This is a genomic window from Chitinophagaceae bacterium (assembly GCA_016710165.1).
Taxonomy (GTDB): domain Bacteria; phylum Bacteroidota; class Bacteroidia; order Chitinophagales; family Chitinophagaceae; genus Ferruginibacter.
This window is the reverse complement of the sequence record JADJLJ010000001.1, coordinates 1,280,703-1,306,449: the sequence shown is the minus strand read 5'-3', so window position 1 is coordinate 1,306,449 and position 25,747 is coordinate 1,280,703. Positions and strand designations below refer to the sequence as shown.

The 25,747-nt window shown below is 46.3% G+C and carries 16 protein-coding genes and 1 pseudogene; 5 read left to right on the top strand and 12 right to left on the bottom strand.

Features of this window, described 5'->3' with window-relative positions; translation table 11 throughout:
• Positions 1-177: 177 nt before the first annotated feature.
• The 3 genes from IPJ02_05640 to IPJ02_05630 are packed head-to-tail and all read right to left on the bottom strand — an operon-like array spanning position 178 to position 4,053.
• Entirely contained in the window at positions 178-945 is a 768-nt protein-coding gene (locus IPJ02_05640) for a response regulator transcription factor (protein ID MBK7375048.1), read from the bottom strand.
• Complete coding sequence (locus IPJ02_05635) at positions 942-3,410, bottom strand: histidine kinase (protein MBK7375047.1); 2,469 nt, start codon at positions 3,408-3,410, stop codon at positions 942-944. The genes IPJ02_05640 and IPJ02_05635 overlap by 4 nt, the downstream gene beginning before the upstream one ends.
• The gene (locus IPJ02_05630; GenBank protein ID MBK7375046.1) at positions 3,367-4,053 is read right to left on the bottom strand and encodes a hypothetical protein; all 687 of its coding nucleotides are present in this window, start codon (positions 4,051-4,053) and stop codon (positions 3,367-3,369) included. Before IPJ02_05630 ends, IPJ02_05635 begins: the two co-directional genes overlap by 44 nt.
• Before the next feature lie 205 nt (positions 4,054-4,258).
• On the opposite strand from IPJ02_05630, the gene IPJ02_05625 reads away from it, so the two are divergent.
• Positions 4,259-4,606 (top strand): hypothetical protein, encoded by a 348-nt coding sequence (locus IPJ02_05625; protein ID MBK7375045.1) that lies wholly within the window; start codon positions 4,259-4,261, stop codon positions 4,604-4,606.
• Positions 4,607-4,675: 69 nt separating this feature from the next.
• Positions 4,676-7,777, top strand: coding sequence for a tail fiber domain-containing protein (locus IPJ02_05620; GenBank protein ID MBK7375044.1), 3,102 nt, complete (start codon positions 4,676-4,678; stop codon positions 7,775-7,777).
• Between the two features lie 73 nt (positions 7,778-7,850).
• Here the strand turns inward: IPJ02_05620 and IPJ02_05615 are convergent, their stop codons facing one another.
• From IPJ02_05615 to IPJ02_05580, 8 genes and pseudogenes are all read right to left on the bottom strand, one after another.
• Positions 7,851-8,345 carry a DUF4442 domain-containing protein gene (locus IPJ02_05615; protein MBK7375043.1) on the bottom strand — a complete coding sequence of 165 codons (495 nt, stop codon included), beginning with the start codon at positions 8,343-8,345 and terminating at the stop codon, positions 7,851-7,853.
• Between the two features lie 23 nt (positions 8,346-8,368).
• Positions 8,369-8,860, bottom strand: coding sequence for a thioredoxin family protein (locus tag IPJ02_05610; protein MBK7375042.1), 492 nt, complete (start codon positions 8,858-8,860; stop codon positions 8,369-8,371).
• 143 nt (positions 8,861-9,003) lie between these two features.
• A complete protein-coding gene (locus tag IPJ02_05605) occupies positions 9,004-10,632 on the bottom strand; it encodes a peptidase C1A papain (GenBank protein ID MBK7375041.1) in 1,629 nt (542 codons plus the stop codon).
• Between the two features lie 189 nt (positions 10,633-10,821).
• Positions 10,822-13,147, bottom strand: a pseudogene (pbpC, locus tag IPJ02_05600) (penicillin-binding protein 1C).
• 191 nt (positions 13,148-13,338) lie between these two features.
• Entirely contained in the window at positions 13,339-18,936 is a 5,598-nt protein-coding gene (locus IPJ02_05595) for a hypothetical protein (GenBank protein MBK7375040.1), read from the bottom strand.
• A gap of 169 nt (positions 18,937-19,105) precedes the next feature.
• Positions 19,106-19,498: a hypothetical protein gene (locus tag IPJ02_05590; GenBank protein ID MBK7375039.1), complete on the bottom strand. Its 393-nt coding sequence runs from the start codon at positions 19,496-19,498 to the stop codon at positions 19,106-19,108.
• A gap of 105 nt (positions 19,499-19,603) precedes the next feature.
• Complete coding sequence (gene lysA / locus IPJ02_05585; protein MBK7375038.1) at positions 19,604-20,809, bottom strand: diaminopimelate decarboxylase; 1,206 nt, start codon at positions 20,807-20,809, stop codon at positions 19,604-19,606.
• A 42-nt stretch (positions 20,810-20,851) separates the two neighbouring features.
• A complete protein-coding gene (locus IPJ02_05580) occupies positions 20,852-21,946 on the bottom strand; it encodes an Mrp/NBP35 family ATP-binding protein (GenBank protein MBK7375037.1) in 1,095 nt (364 codons plus the stop codon).
• 131 nt (positions 21,947-22,077) lie between these two features.
• Here IPJ02_05580 and IPJ02_05575 point away from each other — a divergent pair, with 131 nt between their 5' ends.
• From IPJ02_05575 to IPJ02_05565, 3 genes are all read left to right on the top strand, one after another.
• Complete coding sequence (locus IPJ02_05575) at positions 22,078-22,719, top strand: carboxypeptidase-like regulatory domain-containing protein (protein ID MBK7375036.1); 642 nt, start codon at positions 22,078-22,080, stop codon at positions 22,717-22,719.
• 178 nt (positions 22,720-22,897) lie between these two features.
• Positions 22,898-23,434, top strand: a complete 537-nt coding sequence (locus IPJ02_05570) for a shikimate kinase (protein MBK7375035.1) — start codon at positions 22,898-22,900, stop codon at positions 23,432-23,434.
• 27 nt (positions 23,435-23,461) lie between these two features.
• A complete protein-coding gene (locus tag IPJ02_05565) occupies positions 23,462-23,848 on the top strand; it encodes a DUF423 domain-containing protein (GenBank protein MBK7375034.1) in 387 nt (128 codons plus the stop codon).
• Here the strand turns inward: IPJ02_05565 and IPJ02_05560 are convergent.
• The gene (locus IPJ02_05560) at positions 23,845-25,728 is read right to left on the bottom strand and encodes a hypothetical protein (protein ID MBK7375033.1); all 1,884 of its coding nucleotides are present in this window, start codon (positions 25,726-25,728) and stop codon (positions 23,845-23,847) included. The two genes, IPJ02_05565 and IPJ02_05560, sit on opposite strands and share 4 nt — an antisense overlap.
• Positions 25,729-25,747: the final 19 nt, after the last annotated feature.

The window sequence follows — 25,747 nt, the reverse complement described above, 5'->3', positions numbered from 1 at the left end:
TAATTTAAGAATTGCCCTTCCGATGATAATTGAACATCTCAATGATAAAGGGAATGCAATTTACATAAATAGAAGGAGAGTATGGTTATACCAGGGCATATTCAATTTAACGTTAAAACCCAGGGGTGCCGGCCTGTATTCTGCCGGGTTCATGAATGCGGGGAAAGCATTGGTTTATCAGAACTTATAATAATCTTTCATCCGGGTCATCAGCATATCCTTTTTTCTCCTGGATACTTCCACTTCGTGATTATTGGAAAGGACGACCGAACCACCCTCTCCCCGGATGTATTCTTTAACATGTTCCAGGTTTACCATAAACGATTTGTGTATGCGGATAAAATTGCAGTCTCCCAGCAGTTCTTCATATTCATGAATTGGTTTAGAAGCGCAAAGGACGGGCCGGTTGGAAAAATGGAAATTGGTGTAATTGCTGCTGGCTTCACAATAAATAATATCCTGTATTTCCACCACCTGGAAACCTTTGAGGGAAGGGATGCATAATTTCATTTTCTGGGTACCGTTCCTTTGCATCAGGTTATACAGCAGTGTTTCAATGTGCCCGTCACCTGTTTTGTTGTTTATTCTTACCCAGGCCCTTTTCACAGCTTCCATCAACAGGTCATCTTCAACAGGTTTCAGTAAATAATCCACGGCGCTGAAATGAAAGGCCTGTATCATGTAATTATTATGGGCAGTCACAAAGATGATCTCAAAATCTATTTCTTCCAGGTCTCTTAACAGGTCAAACCCGGTTTTTCCCGGCATGGCAATATCAAGAAAGACCAGCTGGGGATGCAACCGGGTTATCGCATCTTTAGACTCCTCGGCATTGTTGCAACAGGCAACCACATCTACTTCAGGACAGTTCAGCTGCAATAGTTTTTGAAGTGAGGCCAGTCCCCTTGGCTCATCATCTACCAATATGGTTTTGATGTGTTTCATTCTTCTTTTATATTAAGCGGCATCCGTAAGGTGACCACGGTACCTGTTTCCGTATGGCCCGGCAGAACATTTTTATCCTCAATGCGCACACTGCTTTGAATATTATACTTTTCATTCAGCAACCGGATACGGTTATTGACATTTTCAATTCCGACCGACTGATGTATGGCCGTGCCGTTCTTTTTATTTTCCAATGACCGGCTGATGCCAATGCCATTGTCTTCAATGATACAGACCAGCTGGTTACCCTCTTTTTTAAAATCAATGTTAATATTAATGTTTTTTTGTTTCCCGGTAGTTCCATGCCAGATGGCATTTTCAACAAAGGGCTGTATCAGCATCGGAGGCAAAACGGTTTCATCCGGGTCCAGTTCGTCATCAGCCAGTATCCGGCACGTGAAATGACTGTTGCGGATCTGTTCCATCTCGATGTAACGGGTGAGGTATTCCATGGTATTACGCAGCGAAATAAAGGATTGTCCCGACTGGTCCAGTGTCATCCGTATCAGGTGAGCGAACTTACTCAGGAAATGCGAAGCTTCTTTGTTTTCATTGGTAAGGATCATCTCCCGGATACTGTTGAGGCTGTTGAAAATAAAATGCGGGTTCATCTGTGCATGCAGGGCTTTCATCTCAGCCTGCGAAAGCTGTTTATCAATGCTGGCTCTTTCCCTCACCTGCTTTATCCTCCGCCGGTAAACATAATACAGGAAGGCGGCGACCAAAAAAATGAGGCCAGACAGGAACCAGGTCTTTTTCCAGTAGGGCGGGGTTATAAGAAAGGAAAATTGCTGAATTGTCTGCTGGCCCGACTTGCCGGTACCCTTCAGCCTGATCGTATAGTTGCCGGGAGATAATCCGCTTAAGTTAATAGTTCGTTGCCCGCCCAGGTCCGTCCAGTTCCCTGTTTCGTTTAATGTATAAGCAAACTGGTAATTATTACCCGATTCAAAATCAATGATGCTGAAATGCAGCGAAAGATTATTTTCAACCGGTTTTAAACGCAGGCCATCCGTTGGATAAAAAATATGCCGGGTATTGTTTACCGACAATTCCTCAATGATCAGGTTACTGCTGGAATCAGTTTGTTTAAATTCATTTACCGACAATGTTGAAAGGACATGCTGGTTAAAAAGGTACAGCAACCCGCCTGGGGGATCATAATAGAGGTAGCGGCCACTGGGTTTATCATCGGGCAGCCCGTCCTGGTAATCATATATGATCATTTTTTTTGTCTGCGTATTGAACCCGGTTAACTGGTCATGACCTGCGATCCAGAGCCGGTCATTTATTACTGGGCTAAAGCCATAAAACACATCCGATGGTAATCCATCTTTCCTTGTATAGTTCACAAAGTTTTTTTCTTTGATCCGGTATTCAAGCAGCCCGTTGGCCGCATTGTGTAACCAGAGTGAGCCCCTGTTATCCGCAACCAGTGCCACGATGTCGTCTTCAAATTTATTCGGGCCGCTGTATACGGAGATGAGTGTGTCGAATGACTGCTTTTGTGTGTTCCAGCGGGTAAGCGAATGTCCGCCGATCCAAACATCGCCATACGCATCGTAAGCAATACTTTTTACTTTATCAAAGGGTAGGGCGGGTTTGGTTTTTGAAGTATAGAATGTAAATGACCGGGAAGCAATATGATAGCGGGCCACCACAGCCTCCAGGTGACTGAGCATCCAGGCATATCCGTCTTTGCGGGCCGGGGCCAGGATGTTCAATTCGTAGAGGTCCGGCACATTCTTATTTTCATCCACTACTTTACCATAGTGATGTGTCTTTGTGTCGAACCACAGTAATCCGGCATTGGTGCCTACCCACAACGTGTCCGGGTGATACAGTTGTATGGAACGGATCTCATTCCATTGCGTGTTTTTTCCATAAAATTCAATTTGACTGGTTGTTTTTTTGGTTGCGGTATCAGCTATTACCAATCCTTTATTAAGTGAAAACCTTCCGATGTACAGTTTATCCTTGTACCGGTAGGCACAACTCAGTCCGCCGGTAAGTGAATCGGATGGTGATGGCAGGTATGAGTAGGAACGTAAAACAGGGGTTGCCAGTTTTTGCTTTAGTAAACCTTTTGATGTACCCACCCAAAGCCGCTTGTCCTTATCCAGGTACATAAACTGGATCTTGTGGCCATCCAGGAATTTTTTTGGGTTCGCAGTGATCTTCCCGTTTGTTCTGTTGATGTGGAAAAGGTAAAAACCGGAATAACCGGCGTTCAGCAAAAAACTGCTGTCGTTCAGCGGGGTGATCTTGCTTTCCCAGCTGAACTCCACTCTTGGAAGGCCCAGTGTGCTGGGAAACACTTTATCCAGGGCTTTGTTATAATATAGTATTCTATTCCCGGCGTAATGAATAAAAATAAACTCATTCTCATTAAATTGATAACGGCTCATGAAGCCGGCACCTTTATCCGGGGTTACGGGAAAAAAATGGGCCCATTTTTTTTTCATCTTTTGATATTTCACGAAGTAATTTTTTTTCAGCATCGTAATAAGCCAGGCCGTTCTCTTCAATATAGGCCAGGTATTCATTATCATTAAACCGGAACATGTTGCGGCCGTAAAGGATCCTTTTTTGGCCAATATCTTTCAGTACATACGCATCGTGCCGGAAGTTCAGTTTACCGGAAGCATCAAATACATAAAATCCCGAAGCAGTAGTAACTGCATACGATTTGCCGGGTAATTCCAATGCATCCCATGCTGCATTCCTGTAGACCGTAAAAGCAGTTGTATCGGGAATGGTATAATTTTTAACCGACAGGTCATTTGTATTCAGCAGCTGGAAACCACCCCGGCTTACAATGCCCATTTGCCGGGGCCCCATTGATTTGAGTTTTCCGATGGTGCTCGAAAGCAGCGGCAAGGTCCTGGTTCCCTGGAAAAATCTTTTGAACGTATGTCCGTCAAAACGGTTCAGGCCGATGTCCGTTCCGATCCACATATATCCGCGGTCATCCTGTTGCAGGCAGGTAATATAGTTGTCACTTAAACCTTCCTTTACCGTATACCGGATAAAGTCTTTTTCTTCATACTGAGCCCTTACGGGGAGCAGGAAGAAAACAGCCAATAAAGAGAGAAGTGCCTTTTGCATATAAATCAGTTCCGGTATAGAAGTATTAAACTTAGGTGGCACTAAAGTAAATCTATAATTCAGAAAAAGGAAGACCGTAAAAACAATCAATGCCGCCGTTGGTGAAACCATGCTTTCAGATGCCTTTCCCATTTAATAGTTTTAAAGAAGATCAGTTCCAGGCTGTAAGATAGAGGACTGCCAGAATGAAAAGAAATTAAATTAAATGAAAATAGAACTTCATCCCGGTGAAATAAAAATTGACACCTGGGCCATATTATATATTCCCCCCAATGGAGGAAAGTATACAGGAAAGCTGACGATCACCAATAAGCGGCTTTTGTACGATGCCCGGTTTGATGGTTCTGGCAGGGGGCTGTTACCCGAAGCCTTATTTACGAAATGGGGCAGGGAGGGATACCTTGAGATCAATAAAGCAGATATCAAAGATGTGCAGGTGGAGAAGACATTCCTGGATAAGAAAGCGATCGTTACGTTAACCGATGATTCAAAACATACATTCAACTATGGTGCTTTGAATGTGGATAAGGTTGCAGAAGCCATCAGGCGCTAACCAATCAGGGTGAGACCTGCATTTTATGCAATACAGTTTTGAACAGGTAATTTTTAAAATAGTAAAGCGATGAATAAGATCCTTCCACTTCTGTTGTCAGCCATGGTTGTTTCAAACATGGGTTCTGCCCAGTCTTTTGCCATCAATACAGATGGCAGTACGGCAAATGCAAGCGCTTTGCTGGATGTGAAAAGCACGACCAGGGGTTTATTGATTCCCCGGATGTCTAAAACAGAACGTAATGGGATACCGGCACCGGCTACCGGGTTACTTGTTTTTCAAAATGCACCCGATAGCGCCGGCTTTTATTATTATGATGGCAGTAAATGGAGCTGGGTGGCGGCCCTTAATGGCAATGCCGATAGCCTGGCATGGAAAAGAAACGGGAATGCAGGAACCAATCCTGGTACACATTTTATTGGCACCACAGACAATCAACCGGTAAGTTTCCGGCAGAATGGTCAATGGATGGGTAGATGGAATGCCATAACGGGTAATTATTTTATCGGGACGGGTGCCGGGCAGAATATGACCACTTCGGGCAATATAGCCATCGGTGACAGCAGCCTGGCAAAAAGCCTTTTTGGAAATGGGATCACGGCCATTGGCCAGTATGCTTTAAAGGAAAACCTCTTTGGCAGCTGGAATACGGCGGTAGGATACCGGAGTTTGATGAATGTCACCAATTCGAATTTTAATACTGCCGTTGGAACCCTTGCCCTAACTTTAAATACCGCAGAGGGAAATACTGCTACAGGCCACTATGCGCTGGGCTTTACTACAACGGGTGCAACGAATGTGGCCAATGGGGCATTTGCTTTATTTAATAATACTACAGGCTTTTCAAATGTTGCGGTAGGAATAAGAGCGTTAAACTGGAATACAACAAAAAGTAACCTGGTAGCCATCGGCGATTCAGCTTTATATAATAATGGAACAGGGGCCTCTGCAGCACAGGCGATCGAGAATACAGCTGTAGGTTCAAAATCGTTGTTTGCAAATACCACCGGTTACGGCAATGCTGCATTTGGTTTTAATTCCATGCAGGCAAATATCGGAGGAAATAACAATGCTGCAGCAGGGCATACTGCACTTGCATCCAATACAACCGGGTCGGGGAATGCCGCTTTTGGTACCTGGGCATTAAGAAACAATACCATTGCAAGCGCCAACACAGCGGTAGGCTCCAGCGCCCTGTATTGGAATTCAACAGGCATCAATAATACAGCAAACGGCTTTCATGCCCTGTTCGAGAATAATACAGGCAGTTACAATGCAGCGCTTGGTTTTGAAGCACTGGAGTCTAACCTGGGTGGAAATAATAATGCGGCTGTTGGTTACCGGAGCCTTTACTCCAATACGACCGGGTACAGCAATATTGCCATTGGCCGGGAAGCATTAAGAACCAATACAACCATCAGTAACCTTATCGCCATCGGTGATTCGGCCCTGTACAGTAATAATACCGGAACAAGCAATACGGCTGTTGGCTCAAAAGCTTTATATACAAATACCAATGGCATGAATAATACAGCAATAGGATTTCAGTCTCTGTTTTCCAATACCTCCGGGTGGAACAATACTGCAACCGGTGTACAAACACTTTATGCAAACACAACAGGCATTTTCAATACAGCAAATGGATACCAGGCTCTATTCTCCAATACTACAGGTACCGGAAACACGGCAATTGGTTTAGCCGCATTACAATTCAACAGCACCGGGGGCGATAATACTGCAACCGGCCGGGCTGCACTCATCAACAATACCACGGGCGATGGCAATACCGCTCATGGAAGCAATGCACTTGCTTTTAATACAACCGGGGGTGGTAATTCTGCCATGGGCAGGTCGGCACTGAATAAAAACACCACGGGCTCGAATAATACAGCCAGCGGGTACAATGCACTTAACAACAATACAACCGGTATCAATAATACAGCAACGGGGCAGGCAGCATTATTTCTTAATACAACCGGCAATAATAACACAGCAACCGGAACCAACTCATTATTATTTAATACAACCGGTTACAACAATGTAGTTGATGGATACCAGGCTATGTATAATAACACAAGTGGGTTTTTTAATGTAGCTTCCGGAGTGCAATCACTTTTTAACAATACAGCCGGTAATAATAATACGGCCATCGGAGACAGATCCATGTTTATCAATGCAACAGGGAATTCCAATTCCGCTGTGGGGACCAATTCATTATATTCCAATACAACCGGCAGTTTTAATTCGGCTTTTGGTGGACAGGCTTTATTTTACAACACCACAGGAACTTCCAATACAGGCACAGGTTTGCAGACATTACACCGCAATACAACGGGTATTAACAATACCGCCAGCGGGACCAGTGCATTATTTGAAAACATAACGGGAAACTACAATACCGGCATCGGGTATTACAGCTTGTATTTAAATACAACAGGGCATTATAATACAGCGATCGGGTACCTGGCAAATGTAATTGCCGGAAACCTCGACAATGCAACCGCCATTGGCGCTTTTGCAAGGGTTGACGCCAGTAACAGCATGGTATTGGGAAGCATTAATGGTGTTAACGGGGCAACCGCCAGCACCAATGTAGGTATTGGTACTACTACGCCGCATGCCCCCTTGCAATTTGGAAATTTACTTGCCAACAGGAAAATAGTAATGTGGGAAAATGCCAATACGGATATTGATTTTTATGGTTTTGGAATTAATAGCGGAACATTACGTTACCAGGTTCCTGCTGCAGGAAATGTTCACAGTTTTGTTGCAGGTAATACTGCTTTGTTAAACATTTTTGGTACCGGTAATGCTACCTTAACCGGCATACTTACCCAATTAAGTGATGTCAGGTTAAAGGAGGATATAACGCCAATAAACAGTACCATTCATGATCTGAAAAAGGTAAATGCCTACAACTATTACTGGAAAGATGAAAACAGGGACAGGGACCAGCAGATAGGACTGCTGGCTCAGGAAGTAGAGACCGTTTTTCCGCAATTGGTTAAAAAAGATGCAGCAGGTTTATTAAGTGTAAATTACGGCGGGTTTGTGCCATTACTGGTAAAAGGGATACAGGAGCAGCAGCAAATGATCGATGATATGCAAAAAAGACTGGCGTTACTGGAAGCGCAGAACAAACGGTTACTGCAATTAAGTAAAGAAGAATGAATTGATGCAATAATGCGAATTTCTGATTACTCCAGGCCCGGGCGGTATTTCCTTTAATGTTCAGCGGAGTGTTTTACTTCTTTGCTTTAAAACCCCAGGTGATCGAAAATTCAGCCACCACTTCGCCTTCCGCATTTCTGCCATAAGACCTTGCGGTGATCGTTTTTCCTTCGTCACCGGAAATGGCGTCTTCGATGGCTTGTTCCAGGATGAGACCTTCTTCACAGGTAAAGGTTGTACGGCCAACGGCCTTTTTAAGAAAACTGCCTTCCACTTTCAATACCAGCATGCTCACGGCAGGCCTGCGTTTATATATATGTGCCATGGCCAGCACACCGGTACTCATTTCAGCCGCCATGCCCAGGCAGGCAAAATACGTGCTCTTGAAGGGGTTCTGGCTCAGCCATTTGTAAGGAACCGTAACCACGCATTTCTTTTCATCGGCATAACGTACCCGTACACCGCAAAAAAAAGCGCTGGGTAGTTTGGAAAGAAGGAACAGCCGGAATTTGAGGGGGCTGTTTATAAGTTTAAGGAATTGTGCGGCGTTGGACTGTAGATTAGTTATTGGTCATTGGTCATTGGTTCGTTCTACCCTCCGTACATTTCCGGATTCAGCGCACGCGGGCTCCACATTTCAAAGAACGCCTGCACCCTTCCCCTGTCATAACTTTTCTTTCCGTCCTCCAGGTATTCGCTGTTCTGGGTATGGATGCGCTCACCTTTTTCGTTTAAGATGATGAACACGGGAAACCCGAAACGCTGGGCATAGCCGTATTTTGCAAATATTTTTTTATTCTCGTTCTCCTTGCTGTAGTTCAAATGATAAGGAACAAAAGCTGACTTAATAACAGAATCGATCTTTGGATCATCATTGCAGAACTTTTCAAAAATGATGCACCAGCTGCACCAGTTACCACCACCAAGCAACAACACGTATTTATGTTCGGCCTTTGCTTGTTTCAGGGCAGCTGCAATGTCTTTTTCTGCGTCTGCTTCCGGGTGGTATAATTTATTATCCGGTGTTTGTGCATAGCTTAGTGCGGTAAGAAGGCTAAGGGATGCAATGAGCAGTTTTTTCATGTGTATTGAAAATTCTGTAATAGGTTATTTTCCTTTTTTGTTTTTTGAACCACATAGGAGCATAGAAACATAGCAATTCACATGGCTATGGTTTTCTATTGTGTACTATGTTCTATGTGGTTCAAACTGATATGCTGTAATATTTATTTATTTACCTCCACTACGCAGATCACGGCATTTTGCTGTGCATCATTCACCCGGAAATTAATGGTGCCACCCGGGCCTGTTGCAAAACGGATATTGCTCATCCCGTTTTCCCTGAGTGCATCAGACAGTTTATCGGCATAGCTGCTCCCGGTACTTTTTGTTATTGCATTGTTTACAGCATACCAGTCAATGGCCTGCTTGGTGACCACAATGGCAAACACATCTTTATTGCCTACGTTATCCGGCACCAGGCTTTTGCCCCGCGGAAATAACCGGTAACCGGTAATGCCGCAATAGGGAGAGAAGGAAGTTTTGGTGGGATCTTCTTTACTGGGATAAGGAAAGAGGGTATAACTGCTTCCGTCTGTTTCTTGTCCAAAAATATAGGTATAACACTCCACTGAATTCTTTATCTCCATTTTGAACCGGGTGCCGGGTGCAACCGTATTCACTGTTTCAAAAACATTTCCCGACCTTAACCGCAATGGGATGTATTGCCTGTCATCATTCTTTACCAGGCCGATCGCACATTCAAAAACAGCATTCACTGCAGCGCCACGCTTGGGCATGGGGTCAATGCCATAGGCTTCCCTTACAAATTCTTTGAAGTCGGCATAACCAACCCAGGCAACACCATTAACGCCCCAGTCATCTCCCCAACTGTTCATGATCTGGAATGCTCCCGCGTATGTTTCTCCATTGGCATATTTGGCTACTCTCCGGTCGTCGTAACCGATCACACACATGGCATGTCCGCCAAAACCCATCTGGCTGCGGTCTTCATCCGTTGGTGTCCAGAGCTCTTTGCCTTTCATCTCCTGCATAAAACTTCCACCCACCATCATGCCGATCACCACGGGTGCATCTTTTGCCAGGTGTTCTTTTATTGCACGGATACTTATTCCCTGTGTGCTTTCCCCGTCTGTTAACCGGGTGAAGCCGAGCATGTTGTTTTGTGAAGCTTCATTCATCAATGCATTGTTGGGTTGCCGGCTGCAATCTTTATCATCATAAGGAAAAGAGCCGTATGCCACCACCCCTTTACTGGTCATGAACTCCATGGCGTTCTGGATATATGCACCCTGGCATCCTTCCAGGCCGATCTGGTTGTAAACAAAAGCCGGGCTGTATGCAGTATTGTTCCCGCTTTGCCCGGTGGACGCAGCTTCCACAATGGTACGGGCTGCATAAACACTGCTCCATGCCACACAGGATCCCTGCTGGCCCTGGTTCTGCCGGTCGGGGGCAAAACGTAAGAGCGAAATACTTTCAGGCAGGGGATTCTTTGTATCGTCATCGGCCAGGCCTTCATACACGCTGGCTTTTTTAAATGTATCGGCATTAAAATTATACCCGCTTTGAGAAAAGAGATTCCTGACCACATCCGTCACGCCACCGCCACCGCCACCTGCATTCCGGAAAAAGAAGAAATAGGCAGCAACGCCTGCAACCAGCAGCAGCAATATTTTTTTACCGCCGCCACCGCCCCGGAATAACATTAAAAGCATGGGCAGGAGGTTCATCAGTCCGCCACCGCCCCCGCCTCTTCCACCACCGCCCCCGGAGGTCTTACTTTCATCAAAGTCCTGTTGATCCTGCGGATCGTCTTCCATACGTATGGGCATAACAAAAGATTTTATTGAATAATATGTTTAAATGTAAGAAGAAATTCGTTTCCTGAGAAGCTATGTGCAGAACTGAAAGCAGATTGGTTTGAACCACACAGGAACATAGGACAGATGGTCTATGTGTTTTCTATTGTTATCTATGTGTCTATATGGTTCAGATATTCAGGTATTAAAAATAAAAACCTTTTATTGCTTTTCCAGTATCACAAACTGCCTGCTCACACTCACGCCATTCTCATCCACCAATGTAATGATGTGTTTACCGGGAGAAGGATTCAATCCCATTTGATGAAAATCCTGTGTTGTGCCGATGAATTCATCATCGAGGCTCCAGAAAATTTTTGCAGCAGCCCTGCGGTGAGCAGCGGTAAAAACGGTTTTACCTCTTTCGCCGTTTATTTCCAGCGGCACGTAGATCTTTGCATCGGGTTGCGGGTAAATGATCTCCATTAATTTTCCTGTCCCGGCCCCGAAAGAATTCGGGACACAACCTTGCTTATAGGGCGGGAGGGGTTTATAATCAATGTTGCGTTGCCGGTAATAAAATTCCATGGCAGGAGTGAGGGTGAACCAGCTTTGGTGCTGCATGTTGGCGGGTAATTCGCATGCTTCCGTAACACGGAAATTCCCGGTCGCATCGAGGTGGATCATTTTATGGTACGTGCAAAGTGCAACCCTGGTTCCATTGGGCGGCATGAACAACGTATCCACGTCCGGGCAATCGATATTTGCCCTGTAGCCGCTTTGCCGGCACACCGGTACAAAGGCATAATTGTACCTGGGTTTTTCAAACCATTTGCCGTTTGGTAATAAGCGGAAGATGTCAAACAGGATCGGTGCGGCAGTCTGCACGCCGGTCAGGCCCGGCCTTCCTTCGCCGTCGGTATTGCCTACCCACACCGCCACCACATTTTCAGGTGTTGCACCAATGGCCCATCCGTCGCGGAAACCAAAACTGGTACCTGTCTTCCACGCAATCTTCCGGGAGGAGGAGAAGAGTTGCCATAAGCCTTCTTCACCGGGCCGCATCACTTCCTGCATGGCCTGGAAGGTGAAGTAGATGGAAGTTGCATCGAGAGGAATTCCTGATCCTGGATCCCGGATCCCGGATCCCGGATCATCCGTGGTTTTATATTGTGGCAGATGAAAATCATTCATATCCATCTTGCCATGATTCTTATTTTGATGATTTAATGCTCTTGCCATGCTCGCATATACACTTGCAATGTCCCACATGGTTACTTCACAACCACCGAGTACCAGGCTCAGTCCATAGGTATCAGCACTCCGGTTCAAGGTAGTGATGCCGCATTGTTGCAGTGTTTCATAAAAGCGCTGGTATTTGTATTGCTGCAGCATTTTCACTGCGGGCACATTCAGGCTCCTGGACAAAGCCCTGCCGGCAGGAACAGCGCCGTCGTACCCCAGGTCAAAATTCTTTGGTGAATAACTTCCGATCTGTGTGGGAATATCCGGGATGATGGAGTTGGGTAATATCAATCCGTCACTTAACAGGGAAGCATAGAGGACCGGTTTTAAGGCGCTGCCCGGACTGCGGGGCGCTGCGATCACATCCACATCCGCTTCCATGTCCTTGTTCTTTGGATCGGCAATATTGCCAACATAGGATAGTACATTTCCGGTCTCCACATCCAGCACCAATGCACAGGCATTGTTGATGCCATTGCCTTTTAATACTGCCTGATGCTGTTGAATGATCCGGGATACATTTTTCTGCAGGGTACCATCAAGCGTTGTTTTGATCTTTGTTTCCTGTTTCCATGTTTTATTGTCTTTTATAAAACGTTGTAAAAGATGCGGTGCATTCTGCGGGAGACGCAATGGTTCATCGGGCAGGGGTTCCAGCCTGGCAAGTTCAGCATTGGCCTTATCAATTATCCCGGACCGCATTAAATCAGCAAGCAGCCCGTTTCTTTTTTTCAGAAGCACCTCCCTGTTCTTCCCGGGATGAACAAGTGCCGGCGCATTGGGCAGAACGGCGAGTGCAGCCATTTCACCCCAGCTCAGTTTATCAGCGCTCCTGCCGTAATACCGCCATGCTGCAGCGTCCAGCCCTACAATGTTACTTCCGAACGGTGCATTGCCTGCATACAAAGCCAGTATCTCTTTTTTGGAAAAGGACATTTCGAGCCGGACAGCAAGAATGCTTTCTTTCAGTTTATTCCAGATGTTGCGCTTATCATTCTTTTTTGAAAGCCTGATCACCTGCATGCTGATGGTGCTGCCACCCTGCACAACGCCTTTGTTCTTTATGTTCTTGGTGATCGCTCTTGCAATAGCAGCCGGATCAACACCGGGATGTTTGAAAAAACGTTTGTCTTCAAACGTAGTGATGCAGTCAATGAATTTCTGCGGAACATTTTTGTTGTACGGGAATCGCCATTGCCCGTCGGCAGCAATGCCGGCGTTTAACAGGTTGCCATCCTTGTCTTCTATGACATAGGAGTGGGCGCTTGAATAATTTTATGGGGAAGAGAAACCAGAACCGTATTAATACATTACCGACACCACTTCAGGGTTAAGTCGTGTTGCGCTTTCCTGCTGAGGATTTTTAACCTGCTTGGGATATGTTGAAAAGAATTGATCATGTTGGTATAGAACGCTGATGACACGGATTAAACGGATCGCCACTGATTTGATCCGTTTTTATCCGCTCCATCCGTGTCATCAGCGTTCTATTATTTATTGGTTCACTATTTCCACCCACTTGCCATTCACCCCTGCCGTAATACTGTTATCATACATCGCCTCACAGAATGTGCCGGGTAAAAAGAACCGGCCAAGGTAAGAGGCATTCAGCTGCACATAATACGTGACCGTTTCATTTGCCCGGATGTTGAAATAGGTATATACCCGGTCGTCACGGATATCCTGGTAGCTGGATGCAGAAGATCTGAAAGCGCCTTCGCCGCCAAACATCCGTGCATTCAGTATCTCCCAGCCGCTGGGGAATATCTGCGACAATGCCATCTCTGAATAATAGCCACGTTTACCGGGATTTGTGATCATCACTTTGGCAACAAAATCACTGCCCTGTGTTAACCTGTTGATGTCGATCGCTTTTCCATCCTGCGAAATATAACTCACACTCATGTTCAGCACAGCCGGATTGTTATTCACTTTCAGGCTGTCGCCGCTCAATGGCTGGCCCTGTGTGATCAGCCGGACGTACAATGTATTATTTCCTTTGTTGGTGATGACCACATTGCTGCCGCCATTTTTAAACAGGATGGGCAACTGCCTGATGTAAGAAGAGGAGTTGATGTCAACCGCTTTTCCATCCACATTTCCATTGGCAATGATCTTTGCTCCGCCTGGGTTTTTACCACAAAACTTTGCAATGGCAATTAAACTGTAAGCCGTTGTTTGGGTACTGTACCATTGATCCTGCGACAGCCTGGCACAAAGGGTTCTCAGCAATGCTTCGGCCTGTGCCTTTCTTTTAAGCAAGGTCAGCGTCTCCAATACCATCGCTTCATCTCTTGTATCCGAACCGTAGGTATAACCCCAACTCGTTCTTTGCGGAAATGAGGTTGCCAATCCACTGACCAGGTCCAATGCGGTATTCTCCTGTCCGGCCAATGAATAAGCCGCAGCCAGCCGCCATTTTGCTTCCGGTGATAAATAGTTGAATTCCTTCAAACGGTTCATCGCACCCAGCTCAGGCGCTTTTGCCAAAGCCAGTGTATAAAGGCGGTATGCCTGTGTAAGGTCGCCACCATAAAAATTGGTGGTTGACGGAGCCCAGCTGTTTGCCTTGCCACGCTGGTAATTCTTCCACTGCTGCAGCATGTAGTCACTTACCAGGTAACCATTGTTTTGTGCTTCCACCAGGAAATGCCCGGCATAGCTGCTTCCCCATTCATCGCTTTCATTTGCCCCGGGCCAGTAACTGAAGCCACCATCCGGCCGCTGAAAATTCTGCAGTTTGGAAATACCTGCCTTTACGTTTTTATTCACCTGTGCTTTTTTATGATCATCCAGGTCGGTCAGCTGGTTCAATACCAGCTGCGGAAATATTGCGGAAGTTGTTTGCTCAATGCAGCCGTGCGGGTATTCTATTAAATAACCCAGGCGTTTTTGCAGGTTCATGGGTGGCACACTGGAGATCTCTACCACAGCCGTGCTGGTTGCCGCCACACCAATAGGAGAGGCAGTTGTTTTCCATTGCTGCCCGGGTGCCAGGGTAATTTCACTTACACTGGTAACCGGCGGGTTGGGATTGCGGATATCCAGTTCCACTTCGTAGTCTGCTTTCTCACTACCCGAACTTGCCAGCAATTTTACTTTTCCAACGCCCACATTTGGTTTCACCTTCACGTCAAAATAAACCATCTGTTCGCCAACCTGGGAGAAGTTTACCGACTGTGCATTGCCTCCAGCCACTTCCAGGAACGGATTTGATTGCAGTGAAATATTCACCTTCCTGATATTATTTTCCATAGCAAAAACAGTGACCGGTAGTTTTATGCTTTCACCCGGACCCAGCACCCGTGGCATCGTTGCCAGCATCATCAATGGTTTTTTGACCGCCACGGCTTTTTCCGTAGCCCCATAACTTCCTTTGTGCGCTGCGATCACCATTGTTCTTACCGAACCGATATAAGATGGTAGGGTGAACGATTGTTTCTGTGTTTGGTTTTTATTCAGGTGGAATGGCCCGAGGAATTTCACCACCGGTTTAAAGCGGTTGGCGGTTTTTTGCTTACCGGCGCCGGCTTCGTTATCACCTCCAATGGTCAATATCCTTTCCAGGTCGCCGCCCCATGCACCGATCACCTGGTCAAACAGGTCGAAACTTTTTACACCCAGCGCTTCCCTTGCATAAAACGCATCGTGTGGGTTTGGCGTTTTAAATCTCGTAAGATCCAGAAGTCCTTCATCAACGATGGCAACTACATAGGTCATTTCTTTTCCATTCTGTTCGCTCACACTGAACGAAACATTCTGTTCCGGCCTTATGCTGCCGGCAATATTGAGTACGGGTTTTAGCAGTGTATTCTTATCTTCTACAAAAACGGGAATGGAACCATACATGCGGATGGGCAGGTCGTTGATGGTTTGTGAATGTGGCTGCAGCAAACTAACCGTGGCATAAATATTAGGCGCCATGTTTGCCTCTGCTTTGAACTTCACCTGTGTTTGTCCCGGTTTTGTTTCCTGCCAGAAAGACCGTAAGACCTTGCTTCCGTTCTCCAGGCTGACCAAAACCCTTCCGCCTTTGCTGCTGGGGATGGTCAATGTGATTTCATCTCCCACATTGTATTTCTCTTTACCGGAAGTAAAGGAAAGCATGGAAGCCGCCGTCTGGTCATCATTGCCTTCACGGCTTTGCCAGTAAGGCGTATCAACGTAGAATGCCGAACCGGTTATATGCCCGCTTTTCAGGTCCTTTACCAGGACCAGGTAACGGCCCCAGTCATCTTCCGACGTGCCGAATGTCCAGTTGCCACGGCCATTGGCCAGTTTAACCTTTTCTGTTTTTAAAAGTTTGTTGTATTCATCCTGCGTGAAGTTGCTGAGGTTGTCGCCATTATCATCCCACCACCAGCGCCACTGGATGCGGTAAAACTGTACTTCCACTTCATCGCTGCCTGTTATTAAATTACCCCGACTGTCTACATTCACGATCTGCATGCTGTGATTTTTTCCCGCACGTAAAAAGTCGAATGGCTTTTCGCCATCGGGTAATTTCATGCCCACATAACTTGCATACGGACTGTACGGGATGCTTACATTGTCAATACTGAAACTTCCTCCCGGTTCAAAGACCTTGACCACCATATTTGCACTCAGCATACCCGGGGCTGATTCATCAATGGCAAAATCTGTTTTAAGCGCTGCATTGCCTTCCGCATCCAGTGTACCGTCGTAAATGGTCTTGCTTTGGGTTGAATAACCGGAAGTGGGGTTATCAAAATCAAAGCCGGTAAACTTCGGAAAACGGGTGCCCCTTGAATAGAGCGACGCATCGATCTTTGCTTTCAGGTTTTTGCCTGCGGCACCAAAGAGCCATTTGGCATTGATGGTACCCGCAGCAGTATTCCCTTTTCCCAGCAAGGGATCTTTACCAAAGTCAAGATTGATCTTCAGCCGGTTGGGCATAACCGTTTCTACCTTGATCGTCTTTTCAAAGCTGGCGCCGCCCACTTTTATTTTTGCCATCCAGTTGCCGGTGGGTGAGGAAGCATCTGTATTTGTTTTAAATAGATAGAATCCGTCTTCCGCATCATTCTGAACAGCGTGTTTGAATAATTGTCCCTGCGGCGTGAACAGGCTGAATTCAACCGGGTGATCCTTTGGCAGTTTTCCTTCCCTGTCTTCCACAATAAAATTGAGGTACATGGTATCGCCGGGGCGCCATACACCCCGTTCACCGAAGAGGAAACCCTTGATGCCGTTCTTCACTTCTTCACCACCCACGTCAAAACGGCTGAGTGGCAATGAACTTCCATCATCTAGTTTTAAATAGCCCCTTTCATTTCCTTTGCGGGCGACCAGGAGGAATGGTTTTCTTTTCAGGTCGATGGTTGCAAAACCATCGGTGCCGCTTTTCATCGTGCTGATGATGGTTTGCTGGTAATCCCTTACTTCCAGTTCCACGCCGCTCATTGGCTCGGTGGTAAGGATATTACTTACGGCAACCACCATGCTGTTGTTGTTTGCACGCTTGGCTGTAAGTCCGATATTGCTTGCGATGATGTTGCGGGTTGCCCAGCGGTCTTTGTTGTAATACGATCTGCTGCCGGGGTCATCCCTTCTTTGCCAATTGTAGCCAAAGGGGTAGTAGGTATCGTACCGGTCCCAGAATGCCTCGTCTTCATCCACCGGATTTCTTTCAGCGCTGCTGTAATAATCACCTTCTTCCTCATCGTCAGCCGAACCAGCCTTATTTGTTGTGTCTGACGAAAGATACAGGGAATACTCAGGCCGGAAGCCAATGGTAACCCGGTAGATGGCACCCTGCTCCGTTTTCAGGAATTTATCAATGTCCAGGGAGAAATGCTGCTTCTTATGCAGGTCCAGGGTCTTGTCATCATCAAGCCTCAGCGTTTTTTGAACGATGGGTTTTCCCACCCGCCTTAATTCGCTGTTGCCTCCCAAACTGTTCTCCTGTAAGAACTGAGGCACATTGCTTTCAAATATTTTGATGATGCTGATATCCACTGCATTCAGATTGATGGCTTCAAAGGGAAGAACCAACCGGCCACTGTTGGGCAGTATGTTCCCTTTGCCATGGATCTTTACGGAAGGCATCCGGTTCTCGAAATTTATGTTGGCGGCAAAACCTTTATCCAGTACATCACCCCATGTATTTTTTATACCGGCATTGATGTTGACGGTATAGTTGCCGTCTAACTTTCCATTGCCAAAAACCTTTACTTCGCTGCCGCTGATGGTGTAGGAGATATCCGGTTGTCCGCTGATGGTTATCAGGCCCTCCAGTTCCTGGCCTACAGCGATCATGTCGCTGAACTGTACCGATGCGTACTGCTGTGCCTCGTTCATGGACACCACATCCAGCACTTTAAAATCACCCAGTGCAGGCACGGCCACCTGCCTTTCGCCTTTCACGTCCATGCGCATGGGTTTCCCATCCCAGCGCAGGTCAATATTGCTTACCGATCTCAGGCGGTCTACATTTTCAATGGTATAACGATGTGATTTGGCAGCATCGTTGTGCTGCCAGCTTATTTTTAATGGACTATTGTTTTGGGATGCGGTGAGCAGCTTTTCAACCTGTTTGCCGTCTTCCACGTCGGCCGTTTCCAGGTCGCCGCTGTAACTCATTTTATTTTTTACACCGGAACTCCGCAGCCCTTCATCCGAGATCCGGAATGATGGTTTTACCGTTTTCATGCTGAAACGGAATTCAGCAAATTTGGAAGGGACCCTGGTCACTTTGCCCAGGTTGAAACGTACTTCATACATCTCATCGGGCTTTAACCAGCTGTCGGGTTTGAACTCAATGGTCCTGGCATCCAGCCAGAATGCTTTTCCTTTAACCGAAGGAGAGAAGCTGAAGAGCGGTTCTTTCACTTCTTCACCAACGGCATGGGTAGTGTTGGCATCGGCCGCCAGTTTGATACGTACAGCAGATGTTTTGGAAATGGTGCCCGTGGTATAGGCATCAATGTAGCTGCTGAAAGCCGGATCTACCTCGATCCATTTGTCTTTTTTGTTGCAGGAAAGCAGGTAAAGACTGGCTGCCAGGCACAGGAAGGCCTGCAAAAAAGTTACACCGAACTTTTTGTTCAGGGGTTCACGGTCGTGTTCCATAAATTTGAGATTATTTGTTGAAGTTGGGTTGACAATGGCGGAATCACCATCCCGATAGCCATTGGGACGGCATTTTTATTTGCTGTGTAAATGTTGAAAGAAAATTTGATTTCCACAATAGGTGGGGAAATCAGTTTTAGTTAAAAGATATATAAATCAAAAATTCCGGTCAGTTGACCTTGGTAACCTTTACTTTATACGGACTGTTGGCAAGGGAGGATGATATTTCCTGTATATAGGAGTCAGCCGATGTTTCAAGGATCCTTACCCGTACTTCCATGTTGGGGGGGAAGTCGATCCTGTTCTCATTCCGTAAAACCTTATCCAGCTTTAGCGTGAAAGAGCAGTTGTTTTGCCAGGTGATGCGGAACCGGACCACCGCTTTCAATGATTCGCTGGATTCGGTCTGGTACATTCCCTTTCTTTCGGCGATGGTTATTACCCCGGCCTCTGTGTCGGCCACCCTGAATTTTCCTTCCCGGAATCTGGAACAGTCGGGCGCCTGGCTGAAAGCTGTAATACTGAGAAAGCTAAAAAGAATATGCAAAAAGATTTTCAGCATAGAAATAGAATATTCAATGTTCAATTTTCAACGCTCAATTCTCAAACCAGGATCTCATTATATATTGAACATTGGTCATTGTGTATTGAGAATTTGTCTTTAATTTCAGATCACCTGGTTCTTTAACAGGTCTTCAAATTCATCCCTGCGGCGGATCAACTGTGCCTTCCCGTCCTTCACCAGTACCTCGGCAGGTTTGAACCTGGAGTTGAAGTTGCTGCTCATCTCAAAACCATAGGCGCCGGCATTTTTAAAAACGAGGTGGTCGCCTTCACGTACTTCATTCAGTTTACGGTCCCAGGCAAATGTGTCTGTTTCGCAGATATTACCAACTACGGAATATTTTTTTTCGGGGCCGCGGGGATTGCTGATATTTTCAATTTTATGATAGGCTTCATAGAACATGGGGCGTATCAGGTGATTGAAACCGCTGTTGACACCGGCAAAGGTTGTTGCCGATGTTTCTTTGATGACATTTACGGTTGTGATCAGGTAACCCGCTTCACTTACCAGGAATTTGCCCGGTTCAAACCAGACCTGTAAATGCCTGCCGTTGGGGTTGGGATGATCATCGAATGCTTCCTTTACTTTCCTTGCCAGCAGGGGAATGTCTGTTTCCGGATCACCGGGTTTGTAAGGCACTTTAAAGCCTCCGCCCAGGTCAATGGAATCCAGTTCGTTGAAAGAAGGGATGATATCGAACAGTACTTCTATTCCTTTGATGAAAACATCAACGTCCTTTATATCGCTACCGGTATGTATGTGCAGGTTCCGGATGTACAGGTTGTATGTTGAAACAAGCGCAAGAATTTTATCAAGCTGGTCAATGGGTATACCAAACTTACTCTTGTCGTGTCCCGTAGAGATTTTCAGGTTGCCCCCGCCCATGATATTTGGCCGCAGCCGGATACCCACCGGGTAACCGTGCCCGAATTTCTTACCGAACTTTTCCAGGTTGCTCAGGCTGTCAATATTGATATGTACGCCCAGGCCCTGTGCTTCTTCTATTTCAGAGAAATGAATGCCGTTGCTGGTGTACAGGATATTGCCTGGTTCAAAACCGGCATGCAAGGCAAGTTTTACTTCATTGATGGAACTGCAGTCAATATTGCAGCCAATGCTTTTAATATGTCTTAATACCTGGATATTGGTCAGTGCCTTGCAGGCATAAAAGAACCGGGTATCAGTTTGCGCAAAGGCATCGGTGAGTTTTTTGTATTGGGCCGTTATATGCTCAGCATGATAAACATAGACCGGCGTACCGAACTCATTGGCAATGGAAACTAATTCCTGTTGTGAAAGTGAAGGCATTTTATTAAATAAGAAATGGGTTGCCGGTTATAATGATCGTGTTTACGCAACAACTTCCAGTATCTGTGTTGGCGCCAGGTTTGCATTCCGCATGGCGATGCCCCGTACGGCATTGGCTGCAAAATCCATGAATGCTTTTTGGGTGAGGGCATCATCACCTGCCATGGCCGGCACACCCATATCACCTCCTTCCCGTATGCTTTGTACAATGGGTATCTGTCCCAGGAATGGGATATCAAATTCCTCCGCCAGGTTTTTGCCGCCGTCTTTTCCGAAGAGGTAGTATTTATTATCCGGTAATTCTGCCGGGGTGAAATAACTCATGTTCTCCACCAAACCGATCACGGGCACTTTCAGTTGGGCCTGTCCAAACATGGCGATCCCTTTTTTGGCATCAGCAAGGGCCACGGTCTGGGGGGTGGTTACAACGATCACGCCGGTTACCGGCACAGTTTGTACAATGGTCAGGTGAATGTCGCCGGTGCCGGGCGGCATATCAATTACCAGGTAATCCAGGTCGCCCCAATCCACATCGCTCACAAACTGGCGGATGGCGGTACTCACCATCGGGCCACGCCATACCACGGCCTGCTTTTCATCAATGAGCAAGCCGATACTCATCATCTTGATACCGAATTTTTCGATGGGTACGATCAGCCCTTTGTCGCCATCATCCTTCATCATGGGCCTTTCCCCGCGTACCCCGAACATGATGTGCTGACTGGGACCATAGATATCTGCATCCATCAGCCCCACGTTGGCGCCGCCCTGTGCAAGCGCCAGGGCAAGGTTTGATGATATTGTACTTTTACCAACGCCTCCCTTTCCACTCACCACGGCAATGATATTTTTAACGCCTTTTAAGATTGTTTTTCCGTCCTGGCGGTTGCTGCTGGTGTTGCTGGTGAAGTTCACTTTAACGACCGCCTCTTTATTCACCAGTAATTTTATGGCATTGATGCATGCATTCATGATCAAGTCTTTCAGCGGACAGGCAGGGGTGGTCAGTACCACGGTAAATGAAACATGGTTACCATCAATGGCAATGTCTTTGACCATGTTCAATGTAACCAGGTCTTTGCCCAGGTCGGGTTCCTGCACATTGCTTAATGCCTTTAAAATATCCTCGTTTGTCATCGTTCAATTATTTGTTAAAAACCTTGTGTGGCTGCAAATTTAACCACATAAGGGCTTACTTTGTTTATTAATTAAGGAATGTTGTTATTTTTGAGAGGGGAGCCGGATATTCCGGCAGACCATAAATATTGATGAAGAAATTTTTACCATACTTTTTTATTGCTGCTGTCTTTCTTCCGGTTGGTGCCAGGGCCCAGTTCGAGACTTTCAAAGATTCCGTTGTTCAGTTATATGGCATCGTAATGACGGCCGACAGCCTGAAAGGGCTTGAATCGGTGAGTGTGGTGGTAAAGGGCCAGAACCGGGGTACCATCACCAATAATAAAGGTGTTTTCAGCATCGTGGTCTTAAAAGGTGACGTGATCGAATTTACCAGCATTGGTTATAAACCCAAGGTCACTACCATACCTGCAAACCTCACCGGAAACCAGCACAGTGTTATCCAGCTGATGGTTACCGACACGGTTTACCTGGCAGCCACTATCATTAAAGCAAGACCCACCCGGGCACAATTTGAACGGGACTTCGTGAATGCCGAAATACCGGACGACTACATAACCATTGCACGGAAGAATACCAATGAAGCCACCCGGCGGTTATTGGTTGCCACACTGCCTACAGACGGAAGGGAATCATCCAGCCAGTACCTGCGTCAAAGCGCCAATAAAGCTTATTATACCGGGCAGGCTCCCCCGCAGAATATCTTTAATCCCTTTGCCTGGGCTGAATTCATCAAAGCATGGAAGCGGGGAGATTTCAAAAGGAAGAATTAGATCTTTATTTTTCAGAGGTTTTCCGGAAATGAAAATTTCGTTTACTGATTTGCGGCTGGTGGAGACACCAACCGCGGCAGAGCCCCTAACCCCTAAAGGAGAATTTAAATTCCTTCCTGGTTCATCTTTTGTCTTACTATAATTGGTTTTCTTTGCATGAAAGTATTCCAGGATAATTATGAACTCTTTTGACAATTCCCCCTTTAGGGGGCCAGTGGGCAATATCTTCCTGATCGGATTTATGGGCAGCGGCAAGACCTACTGGGGCAGGAAATGGGCGCAGCAGTTAAACCTTGATTTTTTTGACCTGGATGAGCTGATCGAGGCCGGCCAGGAAAAAACCATTGCCGGGATCTTTGAAGAGCATGGGGAGGCGTATTTCAGGCAGCTTGAATCAGGTATACTGAGAACATTTTCCGGCAAAACCGGCTTTATACTTGCCTGTGGCGGCGGCACGGCCTGCTTTAATGATAATATGCAATGGATGAATGCGAACGGAACAACCGTTTACCTGTCTGCATTGCCGCAAACTATTTACCAACGGGTGCTGCAGGAAAAAGACAAGCGCCCCCTTTTGAAAGATACAGACCGGCCGGGATTACTTTTATTTATTGAACAGAAATTGAAAGAGCGGGAAGTTTTCTATAACCAGGCAAAAATGATTTTACCAGCAGAGGAATTGAATATGGAAAGTTTACAACCTTTAAATCTTTAAACCCTGCAACCCTTAAACGATCATCACATGCATAAAGGATTTTTAAGAACAGCGGCCCTGCTCGGTGCCATATCAGTAGCCCTCGGAGCTTTTGGCGCCCATGGATTGAAGAAGATACTGGATGCGGATCTTTTGCAGGTTTTTGAAACGGCAGTGCGCTACCAGTTCTATCATGTGTTTGCCTTGCTGGCGGCAGGTATTTTGTATAAAGAGTTCCCGGGTAAGCGGCTGCGGTGGGCGGGTTATTTATTTATGGCCGGCATCGTGCTTTTCAGCGGTTCGCTGTACCTGCTTTGTTATGTAAAACATGCCGCATTGCCCCTTGCCTGGATCGGTGCTGTCACACCTTTTGGCGGTGTTGCCTTTATAGCAGGCTGGGTCATGATGTTTGCAGCGGTCGTGAAACGGGATTAAAACTGCAGCACTTTTCTGCGCAGGGTCACCAGGGTACCGTTCCGGTTCTCGATGCTGAATTCTATGCTCACATCATTCATTCTTTTTTTCATGTTCTTCAGCCCGTTCCCGAACTGGCGGAGGGAGTTGAGGTTTATGCCAATGCCGTTATCCTGGATATACAGGGAAAGTTCATCCCCGTTGCGTTCCAATGTGATCTCCACTTCCGTGGCTTTTGAATGTTTCAGGATATTATTCAGCGCCTCTTTCACAACCAGGAAAACATTCCGCCTGATCTCGCCGATCACTTCGATGTTCGGAAGGTTTTCCGGGATATTGATCCGGCAGTTCACACCGGAGTCCTCAAAATATTCGAGGGCGTAACTGCGGATGTAAGCGATCATGTTGCCCAGCGAATCATTGCTGCTGCTCATGCTCCAGATGATGGCATTCATCTTGTTCAGCAATTCGTTCGCCGAAGAAGATATCTTTTCGATCTCGGGAATGGGATTATCGCTCAGTTTGCTTTTAGCCAGTTCGCTGTACAACCGGATCGTTGTCATCCCGGCACCCAGGTCGTCGTGCATGTCGGCGCTTATCCGGTTCCTTTCTTCCTGCTGTGCATTGATCACTGCCAGGCGGCTTTCAAATTCTTTTTTCTCTGCTTCCCGTTTCAGGTTTTCCTGTTCTTTGATCCCCTGGATGAGCTCATTCCGGTTCTTATACGTGAGGCCCAGCAGAAAAAATACCAGTTCAAGAACAATGCCTGTATAGTAATAGGATAATGAATTGGAGAAAACGGAATTGTGCCGGACATTGAGAATCAGTATCCCCAGGGAAATGGCAGAGAAGATCACCAGCATGGCATTGCCTGCTGCCAGGTAATTAAGCAGGCGGTCTTTTTGTTTTGCAGCAAAATAAATAAAGGCAACCCCGATGGCCAGTATCAGGAATTTCATGATGTTCTCCAGGTAGAACTGGGGCAGGTATGTGCCGGTAAAGAAATTGAAATAGGTATAAATGCCCAGCAGGAAGAGTACAAAATACTCTCCGTACCGTAAGATCTTATCAAGAAGCGTATAGTTCTGTTTGGTGTTGATGAATTTACGGGTGAAACTGATATAAAATATGACACCGGTCACCAGCAGAAAGAAATCGAAGTAGCTGTAATAGAAATTTGCAAACAGGCTGGTCTTCCTGGCAAGAAAGGAATTGAAGAACATGAGAAAGAACATGCACAGCGAATACAGTGCATTGTAAAGGAATTCCGGCCGGGGGCTGATCACGAAATTGGTCAGCATGAACAGTATCATCATCAGCACCACGCCACTCATTACCATACCCAATATCTGGATATCACTCCTGTATGCCAGGGAATAGGCCCTGAAGTCATCAACAAAATGCATGCTTACCAGCCGGGGGTTGATTCCATTGAAATCATTTTTCAGCATTTTCAGGCGCAGCAGTATATAGCATTGCTCCCCGGGGGAAAGGGTGAGTTTTTTATAGCCGGTAATGTTCCCGCCTTCTTCCGGTGTTAATGGCTGCCGGTTTGTTTTATAAAGTTCTATCTCAGCAAAATAAGAACCGGGGTATATGTAAGCCGATCTTTCCGTTCCGCTGCCATTACTGACCAATACCTTCAGGAAAAAATGATAAGGGACCATTCCTGCCGGTATTTTTCTTCTTCCCCTGAATTCACGCAGCGGAAAAAAATCCTTTTGCAGTACTTCGGATGCGGAAAGGGAAGCGCTGCTGTCGATGAACAACCAGGTACCGGCAAGCAGGCTGCTGTCTCCCGGAACTGAGGTGATCTCAACAGGAACGGAATCTTTCAGTGCCTGTGCCTTACAGCATACGGCTGCGAAACCAAAAAGCAACAGGGCAGGTAAACGTTTCACCGGTTGGATGTTTTATCAA